Source organism: Alterinioella sp., assembly GCF_058343375.1.
Map to the genome: position 1 here is coordinate 1 of NZ_JBTUJH010000051.1, position 13,496 is coordinate 13,496.

Sequence of the window (13,496 nt, forward strand, 5' to 3'; positions counted from 1 at the left end):
CTCTCGCCGTGTCACCTTCTTCTTGGTGGCATGGGCAAGAGAGGCAAAAGTCATCTGTTTGGGCATCCGCAGGCTCCAGGTTCGTTCTACCCGAGCCTATCAGATCACACCAAATTGCCGAGGTTTTTCAGAGGTTCCTTAGTTGTGTAGCCTTTCGATAACCAGATACCCGATATATGATCCGGCGAACTGAACTGATCGCCAGAGCAAGCCATCCGAATCGATCCAGTATTCATTTTCAAATGAATGATCGGACGCCCTACATCTTTCAACGATGCGCTGGGTTCGTCGTCGAGTGTCAAAAATTTCGATAATGGCATTTTCCGGGTCCGAGTACTCGCAAGTATAGGTCCTTGAATAATCGCGATTTTCGCCGTCGATAAAGCGCATTGATCGTGTGGACGTCGTCTGTGCCGACGACAACAGAGCTGACGTTACTTGGGAAACGTCTGAACTCAGGATGTCCCCCCCATAGCCACGCGTTGATGTCAACACACCAGGCTCGATTGTGACCAGTCCGACCCCGTCTGCGCCTATCCATGTCGTGAAATTTCCATTGCTTCCGGCCGCCAGCATGGTTGCGGAAGCAGATCGAGAAGGCACATCGACCAGTATCAAAGAAACACCGGCTTCATCGATTATGTCCCGAGTTAAGATGTCTCGGGGGGCTGGTGCCGGCGCTCCGGATGGAATTATTGTTTGTGTCGCCGAGCGGATAAGATTAGCGCCTACGTCCCGGGTCCCACACGAAGCGAGAAGCGAAACAGCAAATATGCCAGTCAGAATACTTTTAAAAGTCATCGCCACATCCGTGCCCAACTCTCGTCAAGACTGGGCCGTTGGTAATCACGGACCATATCGTAAAGACGATTCGGGACATTGAGGCGTGCGCCACCATCACGCAGAATCGGCCGCACTGTTACTTGCTGCTGACTGCGAGATGCCGTGCCGAGGAACCAGCCCAGTGGGATGCCTAAACGAATACCCTTATCGAAAGATCCTTCGCCGAAATCCTCTGAACTTACATCGGTGAAAGTGGCAAAAGCACCGACGCTCCATCCGTTGCTGAAAGTCCGGTCTAGGTTTATGGTGGCACCCCAGTCGCCGGCTAGGTACCGACCTACGTCGACTTGCACTTCATATCCTTGACCAAGCTGGTAGTAGACGGACATGTGCCCCGCCGTTATCGAGTAATCCCTCAAGCCGAATAGTTGATCAAAATCCCTCTGCCACACTTGGTTTAGTTCAAGCCCTAAACCGAGGCGACTGTCCACGGGTTGCCAAAGGAGTTCCGCCGAAACCCCGGCAAACATTGTTTCCAGATAGCCGATCGAGACACGCGTATAGTAGTCGGGGGCAGGTCGTGCAAAGTACTCAAGGGTTAACTGCTGAAGTGAGTACTCGCCCTCCCTGTCGTAAATATTTGAGTCCGACCTGACATGTGGAAGGATCGAATCGGATACCCGTGTCGATTCACCAATATTGCCAAAAATTCTCGCTTGGACCACGCCACTCAGGACTAAACCCGGAGAAACCTCTAGCCTTGCTCCTACCTCAAGCCCCACTCCATACCTGTATGGGCTAACCGGATCGAATAAAGCGGTTTCCAAGTAAGGCCCCAAACTCCAATCGAAGATCGGGTAGGAAAGGGACGCTGTTCTTGCACTAGGCGGGTCGTCTTCTGCGGCGTCTGTAATGATCGCACGACCAAAAGAGAGAAATGTTCCGTCTGCGTTATGCTCCAGTTCTTCCAGATCGGTGCGCTGCAGAATGACCGCAGAGGCGGGAATGCCTTCGACAAGGAATACGATTTCGAATTGCTCCACTGAGGGTGGCAATCCCACCGTGAGAAGGCGGGCGACACGGCCTAGGGCCTGTGCCTCATACTCGTACCGACGGTTTTCGATTTGAACACGGGCCCGGTCCGCATCAAACGCGAGATGACGCAGGATCAGCCCTTCGGCGCTGAGAAGCTGCGACAAGAGCTGAAACAGGGTGGCAGGCGCTGTTTCAACCTCAATCCACTCTTGAGAATAGGGCTCAGAACTGACATCGCGGACCGCAATGGGAACCGGCATCGCGTCGAGCCCACCTGGAACGGCCGGTCGTGTCGGATTCAACGCAAACGACAGTGAGACACCCAACTCGGATCCGTACAGGTACCGGAGGCCAAGAATGGTATTGTTCCCGAACTGGTAAGTCATCCCTATATTCATTGGGCTTTGTGCTCTGAAGAGTCCATCGCCCTGCTCAGAGACATAAGCATCTGACGAGTACTCAAGCTGAAATGCCAGTCGTTCATTGGGACGCCACTCAATACCACCAAAGAAGGCCGCGTCGCCTCGGAACCAACTACTCGTGTTAAAGGTGCCACCAGTGCTCGTTCGATCCGTCGGGCGGGTTTCAAAGCGCGCGTCAATGGCACCCAGAGGATTGGCAAACCCGCCCCGGCTGCCAAGTCGCCCCCATCCCAGCCCAATAGTCGCGGCAACCTGATCCCGGGCTCCAAAATATCGACTGGCGACGATATACTCAGACCCGTAGATGCCCGTTCCGCCAAAATCGCGCAACCCGACCGCGAGGGCTGGCCATATTCCCTGCTCTTCGAGCAGTTGGAAGTTGAGGTCAAAACTCCGGTCATATAGGACGAAGTCTGACGCAGGGGTCCCAGGCCCTGGCAAAAAACCCCTTAACCCGACATAACGGAAACTTCCCGTCAGCCTCGGCGTGATCTGGAAACTCAGCGTTCCGCGGGTCTGCCCCGCAAAGCTCGAGACTGTGGTGGCCAGATCCGCGTCGGGCATCGCAAAAGCGCTGGGCATATCGATAAGCCCCGGCAGCCCAAATGCATTGAGCGTCGCGGCTCGAGCGCCCTCCTCAACGCTGGTTTGTGCGGTACCGGGAGCGGCCAAGCCAACCAACCCGAAGAGGCATACCAACTTGCCCAGAGCACCCCGAATCGAAAACCGCATTAATCAAATGCTCCAAACCAACTCTTTCGCCCAAGTTATCGCAGATCGCGAGCGCATTCAAAATGGCGAACTGCGCCGCTCTCCTTTTCCTGAGCCTTGTTTCCGGCAAGCAACAATCCCTCCTTGATGTTGGCTATCGCCGGACCTACGTAGACGTTCCGCTGGTGAAATAGGTCAGCGGCCCTGAATTCTTTTACCCGACATTCACCAAGTAGACGGCTGCGCCTGTCACACTGACGCCACTTCGCACATCGATCAAGCCTCTTGGACGCATCGTGCCGATGTCTGGGCTTCTGGCCTGCGAGTTGAGCGTGATTTCTGGTCCCGGTGGTGGGGACGGCACGGCTTTCGGACTGAACGGCACCTATCTATCCCAGCTCGTCCAGGATCACGAGGTCTGTCTTGACCATCGCCTCAGCGATTTTCCCGGCTTTGCCTTGGGCCTTTTCCTGTTCCAAGGGGGGATTACCTCTCCTTCATAGCAAACATCGCGCGAAAGAGACCGGAACCAAACCGGGACAAAACCACATAGGGCCGGTGCCCCCGCTGGAGTCGCTCCGCGCGATAGGAGCAGTCGTGTGACACTTGGAGTTTTTGGGAGTGCAAACGAAGTATTGCATCAACTTTCAGGTGATAGGCACTGATTTTACATAGAAAAAGGAGAACATGACAGCACCCCCAGGATATTTCAGGCGCAAAGATGACTGACAGGGCCAAACATCTTCTTCTTTGTCCAAATACTCACGGCGCAGGTCCCTCGACCGGCGCGACGATTTTAGCGCATCCGGACCATCGACACGCATCCATGGCAATTCGCAATGAAGGAGGGTCGTGATGCAGACCGCGGGCCTGGGTCGACGCGCGCGGAGCGCGCGGCGAAGCAGCCTTACGCTGCCGGCATCCGGCGCTCCACAATTTCGGCCCACCAGGAACACCCCGCCGGGATCGCCTCGTCGTTGAAATTGTATTTCGGATGGTGGACCATTGCGGTGTCGCCATTGCCGACCAGGATATAGGCCCCGGGGCGTTCCTCCAGCATGAAAGCGAAATCTTCGCCCCCCATGATCAGAGGCGCTTCGTCGCAGGAGCCTGCAACGGCGCTTGCGACATCGGCCGCAAACTCGGTCTGTTCCTCTGAATTGACCATCACCGGATAGCCGCGCCGGTAATCAATCTCGGCGGTTGCGCCATAGGCCCGTGCCGTCAGGTCGACGATGGCTTTCAGCCGCTCCTCGGCCAGATCCTGCACCGCACCATCCAGCGAGCGCACGGTGCCTTTCAGATGCACCGTTTCGGGGATGACGTTATGCGCGGTCGATCCGGTCTCGAAACTGGTGACCGAAACCACGACCTGTTTCACCGGGTCCACATTGCGGCTGGCAATGGTTTGCAGCGCGATCACGATCTGGCTGGCCACCACGGTCGTATCCACGGTTTCCTGCGGTTTGGCAGCATGGCCACCTTGGCCCGTTACATGGATGTCGAACTGATCGGCCGCGGCAAAAAATGACCCCGCCCGGATCGAAAAGCTGCCCACCGGGCGGCCCGGCCAGTTATGCATGCCATAGACCTCCTGAATCCCGAACCGGTCCATGATGCCGTCATCGCACATCTCCTTGCCACCGCCGCCGCCTTCTTCGGCGGGCTGAAAGATGACCGCAACCGTGCCGTCGAAATTGCGCGTCTCGGCCAGGTATTTGGCAGCCCCCAACAGCATGGCGGTATGTCCGTCATGGCCGCAGGCATGCATCGCGCCGGGTGTCTTGGAGGCATAGTCCAGCCCGGTCGCCTCATGGATCGGCAAGGCATCCATATCGGCGCGCAATCCGATCACTTTACCGGCGCTGTCGGTTTTGCCCTTGATCAGGCCGACAACTCCAGTGCGCCCCAGGCCGGTCACGATCTCGTCACAGCCGAACGCGGTCAGCTTTTCCGCCACCAGTGCCGAGGTCCGGTGCGTGTCAAACAGGATTTCGGGGTTTTCGTGGATGTCGCGACGCCACTCGGTGATTTCGGGCAGCAATTCGGCAAAACGGTTCTTGACGGGCATGGCGGGGCCTTTCGGGTATTGGGGATTGCGCAAATCCTGACCGATCCGGGCGGCGGCTGCAAGAGCGGTCAGGCATGGGGGCCGGTTTGCAGGCGCGTGCCATCGGAAAACCGGGACAGGCGAAACCGGCCAAGGTCATGGCCGGGGGCGGTTCCGGTGATCAGATCGGCCATGATACGACCGAAACCGGGGCCGATGCCAAAGCCATGGCCGCACATGCCGGTGCAGATGCTGAGGCCGGACAAGGGCGCGCGATCCACAACCGGCACCTCATCGGGCAGCACGTCGATCATGCCGGCCCAGGCCGCGTGCCGGGATACCGGGCCAAGACCGGGGCAGGCCTGTGCAAAGCGGCGCTGCGCCCTGTTCAGACGGGTCATGTCGGGCGCGGGATCCAGCACGCGCATCCGCTCGAACGGGGTTTCCTCATCGGCGCGCCAGCTCCGTCTGGTGCCCCAGGCATCGGGAAAGCCCCTGGGGGCCATGGCCCGGTAGCGCCGCCCGAAAGGGTCCAGGCGCAATTGCGGCAGGTAGGCGCGAAAGTGGCGAAAAGCATCGGGGCCAACCCAGAAATCATGCGATTGCGATGGGGCCAGCGTATAGCCGCCATCCGGCCGGCGGCAAAACGAGAGCCTGTCATCAGCGGCCCCGCCGGCATGAGATTCGGGTAGGGGCCCCGTGGCCAGGGCCGAGGCGCGCACCGAAAGCTGCGGCAAGGTGATGCCATGTCGGCGCAGAAACAGCGCCGACCACGCGCCACCGGCCACCAGCACCTCGGGGGCCGCGATATGGCCCGCTTCGGTCCAGAGCCCCGATACCCGCCCGGCCTGCACATCCAACACCCGCGCGGCGCAGTTTTCCACGATCACCGCGCCCTTGGCGATGGCCGCGCGCGCCAATGCGGGCACCGCGACCCAGGGCTCGGCCCGCATATCAGAGGCCGTATGCATCCCGCCCACCACCGGCATGTCGCAACCCGGCATCAGGGCGCGCGTTTCATCTGCCGACAAAAGCCTGCTATCGACCCCGGACCCCGCCACCGCGTCCAGCCAGCGCTGAAACCGTGCCAGCGCGGCCTGATCGCGCGCCAGATAGGTCAGCCCGCATTGCACGAGGCCCAGATCTTCGCCGGTTTCGGATTGCAGGTCACGCCATAGCCGCGCGGCCTGCATCATGATCGGCAATTCAGCCGGGTCGCGGCCCATCTGGCGGATCCAGCCCCAGTTGCGGCTGCTCTGTTCGCCCGCCACCCGGCCTTTTTCGACCACCACCACGCGCAGGCCCCGTTCGGCCAGATACCAGGCGCTCATCACACCGATAATGCCGGCCCCGATGATCACGACATCGGCGCTGGCAGGCGGCGGGCCGGGATGTTCGGCCGGCCGGTGCAAACCAATCGGAAAACCGGTCATTCCGTCAGCGTGTCCAGCAACCGGTTCATGAAGGCCTCACCGGCCTCGAATTGCGCAATCTCGATATACTCATCGGGTTGATGTGCCTGCGCGATATTGCCGGGGCCGCAGACCACGGCGGAATAGCCTTCGGCCTGAAACTGCCCGGCCTCGGTGCCATAGCTGACCACATGGGTCGCGTTATCGCCGGTCAGGCGGCGCGCCAGCGCTTCGGCGGCACCGTTTTCCTCGGGTCGCAGGCCGGGAACGTTCCAGCTTGGCGACAGCGCGATGAAACAGGACGGATGAATCGCCTGCATCCGGGCTTCCAGCTTGCGCACCTGATCGACATAGCGTTGGCCCCAGGCCTCGGCATCATCGCCGGGCACGCAGCGAAACGACAGCAGGAAATGGCAATCCTTGGCGGTGATGTTATGGGCCGTGCCGCCGGCGATCTTGCCGACATGCAGCGTGGTATAGGGTGGGTCGAACAGCGCATCGGCCCCGCTGCTGCCACGATCCCGGTTTTCCACATTCATCTTGTTGGCCCAATCGATCAGCTTGGCCGCCTCCATCACCGCCGACACGCCGCGGTCGATCAGCGAGGAATGGACCTCGAAGCCGCGCATATGGGTGTTGAACCCGATGCCGCCCTTATGGCCGGTCACCGCCTGCATCATCGAGGGCTCGCCGATGATCGCCAGGGCCGCTTTGGGCAGTTTGCCCTGCATCGCCCGGATCATCGCAGGCGCGCCGACACAGCCAATTTCCTCGTCCCGGCTGAGACATATCTGCAGGGGCCGGGTCAGGGTCGCGCGCGCGGCGCGGGCGGCCAGCGACAGGGCCAGGGCGTCAAAGCCCTTCATGTCACAGGTGCCGCGGCCAAAGAGCTTGCCGTCTTTCTCCACGACGCTGAAAGGATCGCTGCTCCAGTTCTGGCCTTCGACCGGCACAACGTCGGTATGACCCGACAAAATGACACCGCCCTCGATCTCGGGGCCGATATGGGCATAGAGGCTCGCCTTCTGCCCATCCTCGCTGTAATCGCGGTGGCAGATGGCCCCCAGATCGGTCAGATAGGTTTCGACCCAATCGACCAGATCGAGGTTGCTTTCGCTGCTAACAGTTGGAAAAGACACCAGCTTTTCCAATATCTGGCGCGAAGTCATGTCGGATGGCATTGGGGGCTCCTCGGGTCAATAGGCCGAACCTGCGCTTGGCCCCCCCGACCCGTCAAGCCCACGCGCTGCCAATCCCCTCAAATTGCGTGAAAAACCGGACGCTGCGTCACCTGAATTTCAAACGCCTTGCGGGATGCGGAAATCCTGTTACCGTTACCGCAATTGCTGCACCCGCCCAACAGAGGCGGGGCATGTCCAACCGGTGAGGCGTCTTCAGATGCTAGATGGGGCAAAGCCCTGTGTCCTTGATGTCAAGGACCTCAAAACTGTATTCAAAACCCGCGGTGGCGAGGTTCACGCGGTCAATAATGTGAGTTTCCACCTGGATGCGGGTGAACTGCTTGGCGTTGTCGGCGAAAGCGGGTCTGGCAAATCGGTGACCATGATGTCGCTGATTGGCCTGTTGCCGATGCCCCCGGCCGAAGTGCGCAACGGCCATGTCATGTTTGGCGGTCAGGATCTGCTGAGAGCGACAGATGAGGAACTGCGCGCCATTCGCGGGGCCCGGATCGGATTCATTTTTCAGGATCCGATGACCTCGCTGAACCCGGTTTTCAACATCGGGTTTCAGGTGATGGAACCCTTGCGCAAACATATGGGCATGAGCAAATCGCAGGCCCGCACACGCACCATTGACCTGCTGGAACTGGTCGGCATTCCCGATGCGGCGCGGCGGCTGAAGGATTATCCGCACCAGTTTTCCGGCGGCATGCGGCAGCGGGTGATGATTGCCATTGCGCTGGCCTGTGACCCCGAAGTGCTGATTGCGGATGAACCCACCACGGCGCTGGATGTCACCATTCAGGCGCAGATCCTCGAGCTGGTGCATGATCTGCGCCGCAAATTGGGCATGGCGATCGTCTGGATCACGCATGATCTGGGCGTGATTGCGGGCATCGCCGATCGGGTGATGGTGATGTATGGCGGGCAAGTTGTCGAACAGGCCCCGGTGCGCGAATTGTTCGCCAACCCGAAACACCCCTATACCCGCGCCTTGCTGCAAACCGTGCCGCGTGTGCGCGGCGCGCGGGCCGACCGGCTTGAGGTCATCGACGGCCAGCCCCCGATGCTGAGCGGTCAGCCCACCGCCTGCCCGTTCCGCCAGCGCTGCGGCCAGGCGATGGCGCGCTGTGGCCAGGAAAACCCCAGGCGGATCAGCGTCGGTGGCGGCCATGATGTGGCCTGTTTCTGGGATCCCGATACCGGCGGGCCGCGCGATGTTTGACATGACCAAACAGAAAAAGCTGGTCTCGGTCGTCGGGCTGAAGATGTATTTCCCGATCCATACCGGCGTGCTGCGCCGCCATACCGGCGATGTAAAGGCCGTCGATGATGTCAGTTTTGATATTTTCGAGGGCGAAACTCTGGGCCTGGTCGGAGAATCGGGCTGCGGAAAATCGACCTGCGGTCGGGCCGTGCTGCGGCTGTATGAACCCACGGCCGGCACCATAGAGATTGACGGGCGCGAGATTGCCGAAGCCAGCCAGGCCGAGCTGCGCAAGATGCGCCCGATCATGCAGATGGTGTTTCAGGACCCGCAGGCCAGCCTGAACCCGCGCATGACCGTGGCCGATATCATCGGCGAACCGCTGCGCGAGCACACCAGAAAGAGCGCCGCGGAACGGCTGGTGCGGATCTATGAGCTGATGGATGCCGTCGGGCTGAACCGTGATTTCGCAAACCGCTATCCGCATGAGTTTTCCGGCGGTCAGCGGCAGCGCATCGGCATTGCGCGGGCGCTGGCGCTGAACCCCAAATTCATTGTCTGCGACGAACCGATTGCCGCACTCGATGTCTCGATTCAGGCGCAGGTGGTGAATCTGCTGGAAGATCTGCAACAGGAATTCGGTCTGACATATCTGTTCATCAGCCACGACCTGTCCATGGTGCGCCATATCGCGGATCGCGTGGCGGTGATGTATCTGGGCAAGATCGTCGAACTGGCCCCGCGGGACGGGCTGTATCAAACTCCGCACCACCCCTATACCAAAGCGCTGCTTTCGGCGGTGCCGGAACCCGATCCGGTGGCCCATGACGACGCCAACCGTGTTATCCTGCAAGGCGATGTGCCAAGCCCGTCGAACCCGCCCACGGGCTGCAATTTCTGCACCCGATGCCCAAGCGTGATGGACATCTGCAAACGCGACGAACCCGAATTTCGGGAAATCACACCAGGCCGCTTCGTGGCCTGCCACCTCTTCAACGATACCCGGACCACCGGCTGAACCGGCGGCGATAGAGGCAACAAGAGCGAACCAACAAGGAGAGAGACATGAAGTTGAAACATATTATGCTCGGGGCGGCGATTGCGTTCGCACTGACCCCGGCAGCGGCCCTCGCCGATCAGGGGGAACGTGGCGAAGACGGCCAGCTCAACATCATCTACTGGCAAGCGCCATCAACCCTGAACCCCTATCTTTCGGGTGGCACGAAAGAGGTTGAATCGGCCTCTCTGGTGCTGGAACCGCTGGCCGGTTTCGATGATACCGGGGCGCTGATCCCGCGTCTGGTTGACGAGATTCCCACCGTTGAGAACGGCGGTGTTTCGGAAGATCTGACCACGATCACCTGGATTCTGTCAGAAGGCATCGTCTGGTCCGACGGCACGCCCCTGACCGCGGCCGATGCCGTGTTCACCTGGGAATATTGCACCAACCCCGAAGGCGGCTGTGCGCAGGCTTCGAATTTTGACGGCGTGCAAAGCGTGGAAGCAGTGGATGATCGCACGATCCTGATCACCTTCGCGGCCCCCAAGCCGTTCCCCTACACCGCCTTTGTCGGGGCCGAGAGCCCGATCATTCAGGCGGCACAGTTTGCCGATTGCCTGGGTGCCAGAGCACCGGAATGCACCGAGGCCAATTTTGGCCCGATCGGCACCGGCCCGTTTGTGGTGACCGAATTTCGCCCCAATGACGTGATCACCTTTGCCGCCAATGAAAACTACCGCGTGGCGGGCCAGCCGGCCTTTGCAACGGTGGTCTTCAAAGGTGGCGGCGACGCGGCTTCGGCGGCGCGCTCGGTTCTGGAAACGGGTGAGTTCGACTATGCCTGGAACCTGCAGATCGACCCGACCATTCTGTCCGAAATGGAAGCCAGCGGCCTTGGCACCGTGGTCACCGCTTTTGGCACTTCGGTCGAACGTCTGCACCTGAACCAGACCAACCCGGATCCGGCTCTGGGTGACATGCGCTCGACCGTTGAAGGCGGGCCGCACCCGTTCCTGACCGATCGGGCCGTGGGTCAGGCCATGTCGATGGCCATCGACCGGGCGCTGCTGGTCGAGATTGGCTATGGGGCCGGCGGACAGCCGACCTGTAACGTGCTGCCCGCACCTGCCGCCTATGCCTCGACCGCCAATGATGGCTGCCTGGTGCAGGATCTGGAAGGTGCCGCCGCAATTCTGGAGGCTGCCGGTTGGGTCGATGAAGACGGCGACGGCGTGCGTGAACGCGATGGCGTCCGTCTGAGCGTGCTTTACCAGACCTCGACCAATGCCGTGCGTCAGGACACCCAGGCGCTGATCAAGCAGTGGTGGGAAGAAATCGGCATCGAGGTCGAGCTGCGCAATATCGACGCGTCGGTCTTCTTTGGCGGCGACCCTTCCAGCCCGGATACATTCCAGAAGTTCTATGCAGATATCGAAATGTATACGAACAACTATTCCGGTGTTGATCCCGAGGCTTACATGGCCAACTGGCGTTGCTCGGAAATCCCGGGCCCCGACAGCCAGTGGCAAGGTGCCAACATCCAGCGGTTCTGTGATCCAACCTATGACGCAATGGTCACCGAGATGAGCCAGACCGCATCGCTGGAAGAACGCGGCCGCCTGGCCCGTGAGATGAACGATATGCTGATGCAAAGCTATTCGATCATCCCGCTTATTCACCGTGGCGGTGTGTCGGCCCATGCCAACACCCTGGAGGGTGTGCGCATGTCCGATTGGGACACTGAGCTGTGGAACATTCAGGAATGGTCGCGCGCCGACTGATTGCTGACATGATCTGACACCGCCCGCACCCCCGGCCCGTATGTGGCCCGGGGGTGCGGGTATCCCCCCCAATCACCAAAAGACTTCTGAACCGAGGCGCCCATGCTGACCTTCACGCTCCGTCGATTGCTGATGGCAATACCGACGCTTCTGTTCATCAGTCTGATCATTTTCCTGATCCTTGATCTGGCCCCGTCTGACCCGACCGCCAGCCTGCCACTGACCATTCCGCCCGAAGTGCGGGCCGATATTCGTGCAGCCCTTGGCCTGGATGAGCCGATGCCGGTCCGATTTGCGCTGTGGTTGCAGCAGTTTTTCTATACCGAGCCGCTGAATTTTCTGGAAAACGTCACCGGCTGGGATCTGGGCGGCGAGGATCGCACCCGGGTCATTTCATGGCAGACGCGCAGCCCGGTGGTGGATCTGATCGCGCAGCGCATGCCGCAGACGCTGTGGGTGGTCGGCACTTCCTATATCGTGGGCATCGTGATTGCGGTGCCGATCGGGGTGATCTCGGCCTATCGCCAATATAGCTGGTTCGACCAGATCGGCACCTTCATCTCGATGCTGGGTTTTTCGGTGCCGACCTTTTTCACCGGCGTCCTTTTCATCGTGATCTTTTCGGTCCAGCTTGGCTGGTTTCCATCGGTCTATGACACCACGCTTGTGGTGACGGATTGGGACAGTTTCGTGCTGCAACTGAAACAGATCATCATGCCGGTGATGGTGCTGGGCCTGTTCAATGCCAGCCAGATCAGCCGTTTCATGCGCGCCTCGATGCTGGACAATCTGAACCAGGATTACGTGCGCACCGCGCGCGCCAAGGGGTTGACCGAGAAGGTGGTGGTGCTGGTCCATGTGCTGCGCAATTCGATGATCCCGGTGGTCACGGTGATTGCGCTTGGCGTGCCGCAGGTTTTTGGCGGGGCCATCATCACCGAGCAGGTGTTCAAGGTGAACGGGCTGGGCCAGCTGTTGATTGTCGCGATCCAGAGCGGCGACATCCCGACCGTGCAGACCCTGACCTTTATCTTTGCGGTGCTGATTGTCTTTTTCAACCTGATTGCAGACGTCCTGTATGGCGTGCTTGACCCGAGGATCCGCTATGACTGATCTGCCCAATGTGAACGAACAGCAGGGCTATCGCCCCCCCCGCAACCAATGGTGGGATGTCTGGGACCAGTTCAAGACCCATAAAGGCGCGCTGATGGGGGCCGGGTTCTTCGTTTTCATCCTGCTTTTCGTCTATGTCGGCCCGTATTTCTGGCCGCTGGACGCCACCTATATCGACATTCGCGCGCGCAATTCCGGCGCGTCCCTGGCGCATCCGATAGGCACCGATCAATTGGGTCGCGACATGTTCGCCCGAATGATGGCGGGCGGGCGCACCTCGATTGCCGTGGGCCTGACCGCGATGGCGCTGAGCCTTGTGCTTGGCACGTTGATCGGGGTGGTGGCGGGCTATTTCAAACGGCTCGATGGTATCCTGATGCGCCTGACCGATCTGTTTCTGGCGCTGCCGCTATTGCCGCTGTTGCTGGTCATCATCATGTTGTTTCGCGACACGCTGCGGTCGGCATTCGGGCCGGAAAACGGCATCTTCATCCTGATCGTCTTTGTCATCGGCATCACCAGCTGGATGCAGGCGGCGCGGATCGTGCGCGGCGATGTGCTGGCGCTGAAGGAGCGCGAGTTCGTGCTGGCCGCCCGATCCATCGGCACGCCGCCGCACCGGATGATCCTGCGCCATATTCTGCCCAATGTGATGTCGCCGATCATGGTGTCGGCCACGCTTGGCATTGCCAACGCGATCATCACCGAAAGCGCGCTTTCCTTTCTGGGGCTTGGCTTTCCGTCGGATTACCCGACCTGGGGGCGGCTGCTGTTCGATGGCACCGACTGGCTGCAACGCAA

General features: G+C 60.1%; 10 protein-coding genes and 1 pseudogene. 5 read left to right on the forward strand and 6 right to left on the reverse strand.

Annotation, left to right across the window (positions count from 1 at the left end):
* Nucleotides 1–138: 138 nt before the first annotated feature.
* From ACW8PS_RS08040 to argE, 6 genes and pseudogenes are all read right to left on the reverse strand, one after another.
* Nucleotides 139–801: a YjbF family lipoprotein gene (locus ACW8PS_RS08040; RefSeq protein WP_491526835.1), complete on the reverse strand. Its 663-nt coding sequence runs from the start codon at nt 799–801 to the stop codon at nt 139–141.
* Nucleotides 798–2,972 carry a YjbH domain-containing protein gene (locus ACW8PS_RS08045; RefSeq protein ID WP_491526836.1) on the reverse strand — a complete coding sequence of 725 codons (2,175 nt, stop codon included), beginning with the start codon at nt 2,970–2,972 and terminating at the stop codon, nt 798–800. The genes ACW8PS_RS08040 and ACW8PS_RS08045 overlap by 4 nt, the downstream gene beginning before the upstream one ends.
* A 371-nt stretch (nt 2,973–3,343) precedes the next feature.
* Nucleotides 3,344–3,430, reverse strand: a pseudogene (locus tag ACW8PS_RS08050) (ATP-binding protein); the annotation flags it as partial.
* Between the two features lie 428 nt (nt 3,431–3,858).
* The gene (locus ACW8PS_RS08055) at nt 3,859–5,022 is read right to left on the reverse strand and encodes a M20 aminoacylase family protein (RefSeq protein ID WP_491526838.1); all 1,164 of its coding nucleotides are present in this window, start codon (nt 5,020–5,022) and stop codon (nt 3,859–3,861) included.
* A gap of 68 nt (nt 5,023–5,090) precedes the next feature.
* Nucleotides 5,091–6,434 carry an NAD(P)/FAD-dependent oxidoreductase gene (locus ACW8PS_RS08060; protein ID WP_491526839.1) on the reverse strand — a complete coding sequence of 448 codons (1,344 nt, stop codon included), beginning with the start codon at nt 6,432–6,434 and terminating at the stop codon, nt 5,091–5,093.
* Nucleotides 6,431–7,594 (reverse strand): acetylornithine deacetylase, encoded by a 1,164-nt coding sequence (gene argE, locus ACW8PS_RS08065; protein WP_491526840.1) that lies wholly within the window; start codon nt 7,592–7,594, stop codon nt 6,431–6,433. Before argE ends, ACW8PS_RS08060 begins: the two co-directional genes overlap by 4 nt.
* Nucleotides 7,595–7,811: 217 nt before the next feature.
* On the opposite strand from argE, the gene ACW8PS_RS08070 reads away from it, so the two are divergent.
* From ACW8PS_RS08070 to ACW8PS_RS08090, 5 genes are all read left to right on the forward strand, one after another.
* Complete coding sequence (locus ACW8PS_RS08070) at nt 7,812–8,819, forward strand: ABC transporter ATP-binding protein (protein ID WP_491526841.1); 1,008 nt, start codon at nt 7,812–7,814, stop codon at nt 8,817–8,819.
* Nucleotides 8,812–9,819 (forward strand): ABC transporter ATP-binding protein, encoded by a 1,008-nt coding sequence (locus tag ACW8PS_RS08075; RefSeq protein ID WP_491526842.1) that lies wholly within the window; start codon nt 8,812–8,814, stop codon nt 9,817–9,819. Before ACW8PS_RS08070 ends, ACW8PS_RS08075 begins: the two co-directional genes overlap by 8 nt.
* Before the next feature lie 47 nt (nt 9,820–9,866).
* Nucleotides 9,867–11,582, forward strand: coding sequence for a peptide ABC transporter substrate-binding protein (locus ACW8PS_RS08080; protein ID WP_491526843.1), 1,716 nt, complete (start codon nt 9,867–9,869; stop codon nt 11,580–11,582).
* Between the two features lie 102 nt (nt 11,583–11,684).
* Nucleotides 11,685–12,695, forward strand: a complete 1,011-nt coding sequence (locus ACW8PS_RS08085) for an ABC transporter permease (protein ID WP_491526844.1) — start codon at nt 11,685–11,687, stop codon at nt 12,693–12,695.
* Nucleotides 12,688–13,496: ABC transporter permease (locus tag ACW8PS_RS08090; RefSeq protein WP_491526845.1), on the forward strand; the 809-nt coding region annotated here is incomplete at its 3' end. The genes ACW8PS_RS08085 and ACW8PS_RS08090, both read left to right, overlap by 8 nt.

What these genes read in the sequence shown, in the direction of transcription:
- ACW8PS_RS08040 (WP_491526835.1), bottom strand. Translation starts at nt 801, where the DNA reads ATGACTTTTAAAAGTATTCTGACTGGCATATTTGCTGTTTCGCTTCTC.
- ACW8PS_RS08045 (WP_491526836.1), bottom strand. Translation starts at nt 2,972, where the DNA reads ATGCGGTTTTCGATTCGGGGTGCTCTGGGCAAGTTGGTATGCCTCTTC.
- ACW8PS_RS08055 (WP_491526838.1), bottom strand. Translation starts at nt 5,022, where the DNA reads ATGCCCGTCAAGAACCGTTTTGCCGAATTGCTGCCCGAAATCACCGAG.
- ACW8PS_RS08060 (WP_491526839.1), bottom strand. Translation starts at nt 6,434, where the DNA reads ATGACCGGTTTTCCGATTGGTTTGCACCGGCCGGCCGAACATCCCGGC.
- argE (WP_491526840.1), bottom strand. Translation starts at nt 7,594, where the DNA reads ATGCCATCCGACATGACTTCGCGCCAGATATTGGAAAAGCTGGTGTCT.
- ACW8PS_RS08070 (WP_491526841.1), top strand. Translation starts at nt 7,812, where the DNA reads ATGCTAGATGGGGCAAAGCCCTGTGTCCTTGATGTCAAGGACCTCAAA.
- ACW8PS_RS08075 (WP_491526842.1), top strand. Translation starts at nt 8,812, where the DNA reads ATGTTTGACATGACCAAACAGAAAAAGCTGGTCTCGGTCGTCGGGCTG.
- ACW8PS_RS08080 (WP_491526843.1), top strand. Translation starts at nt 9,867, where the DNA reads ATGAAGTTGAAACATATTATGCTCGGGGCGGCGATTGCGTTCGCACTG.
- ACW8PS_RS08085 (WP_491526844.1), top strand. Translation starts at nt 11,685, where the DNA reads ATGCTGACCTTCACGCTCCGTCGATTGCTGATGGCAATACCGACGCTT.